The organism is Vibrio sp. 2096 (assembly GCF_033339595.1).
Lineage (GTDB): Bacteria > Pseudomonadota > Gammaproteobacteria > Enterobacterales > Vibrionaceae > Vibrio > Vibrio alginolyticus.
The window spans coordinates 1-1,448 of sequence record NZ_JAWOUX010000057.1; the positions used below are offsets into that span (position 1 = coordinate 1).

Annotated in this window: 2 protein-coding genes and 1 pseudogene; 1 reads left to right on the top strand and 2 read right to left on the bottom strand. The window is 37.8% G+C overall.

All coding sequences use genetic code 11. The features are described from left to right. The coding region (locus R7Q41_RS23975) for a transposase (protein ID WP_225455851.1) at positions 1-224 on the top strand (224 nt) is incomplete at its 5' end. 323 nt (positions 225-547) lie between these two features. Here R7Q41_RS23975 and R7Q41_RS23980 read toward each other — a convergent pair. Both R7Q41_RS23980 and R7Q41_RS23985 read right to left on the bottom strand, forming a co-directional pair. Further along, entirely contained in the window at positions 548-1,189 is a 642-nt protein-coding gene (locus tag R7Q41_RS23980) for a type A-3 chloramphenicol O-acetyltransferase CatIII (protein ID WP_004920769.1), read from the bottom strand. 35 nt (positions 1,190-1,224) lie between these two features. Next, positions 1,225-1,448: pseudogene (locus tag R7Q41_RS23985) on the bottom strand (IS5/IS1182 family transposase); the annotation flags it as partial.

Consider the following 1,448-nt stretch of genomic DNA (forward strand, 5'->3'; position numbering starts at 1 on the left):
GAAGTCGTCGCTATGAGCCTCATGTCCAGTCACGGAAGGATGAATCAGAAGCCATCAAAAACACGGATTTTAAGGCCCACCGCTGGGTTGTAGAGAGAACACACAGTTGGATGAATCGCTACCGTCGTGTCCTGACTCGTTGGGAGAAAAAGGTCGAAAATTACGAGGCAATGCTGCATCTTGCCTGTGCCATCATTGTCTGGAATAAAATCCTTTTGGGATAGGTTCTTATTCATTCTTTATCCCATTTAGTTTATATATCATGATTTGATACATATCTTGGCATCGACGTGTTATTTCAAGCTTACCTTTAAAAAATTATCATAAAATGCCTAGAAACAGATAAAAAGTGCGAACAAAAGCCGACAAAAAACATTTTATTGTTTATGGTTTTTAGCCTTTTGCGGAAGGATGATATAATAATTCGGCTCACACATTTATTTGAGGGTAAACAGTCGGTTCTATGACCGCCATTGAAGATAAGTTAACTCAAAACATAATAAAACAGGGCTTCACTAGATATGAAACCCTTTAATTTAACCTGAGCTTATTTTAATTTACTGTTACACAACTCTTGTAGCCGATTAATAAAGCGTGCAACATGGAAGCCATCACAAACTGCATGATGAACCTGTACTGAGAGCGGCAATAACAGTCTATCCCCTTCTTGCTGATATTTTGCCATTGTTATAATGGGTGCAAAATAATCGGTAAAATTAGCAACATTTAAATTAAAGCTATCAAAATTAACCCAAGGTAATGCTGAAATATTTAAATGATTTTCTGGTGTTACCCCTTGAGGAAATAACTTGGTATCACTTTTATAACGTTCCATTACCGATAAATAATTCACCATAAATTGATCAATATCGGATGAGTATGGGCAACTCAGTGCTGAAAATGTCTCTGTTTCTTGATGGAATACGGTGAATTGTGGGTCGACTGAATCCCATACGATCAATTCATCATCTTTTATCGCCATTCTCAACTCATCAAATTGATTCACGGCCTGAGCAATCAGATAGATCATTACCGGATAAAACTTATACGCTGAATCATCCAATGACTTTTTTAACGTCGTGATATCAATTTTGCTTGTTAAGCTAAAACCACATGGTAAACGATGCCGATAAAACTCAAAATGCTCACGGCGAACCCAATTTTTTACATCAAATTTTGTATAGTTCATAACATATCCCTTCTGAATTTTTATTTACTAAGAACCTATCCCAATAGGTTTTTAGTCCAGACAATGATACCACAGGCAAAATGCAGCATCGCCTCATAATTCTCGACTTTCTTCTCCCAACGAGTCAGGACACGACGGTAGCGATTCATCCAACTGTGTGTTCTCTCTACAACCCAACGGTGAGCCTTAAAATCCGTGTTTTTAATGGCTTCTGACTCATCCTTCCGTGACTGGATATGAGGTTCATAGCGACGACTTT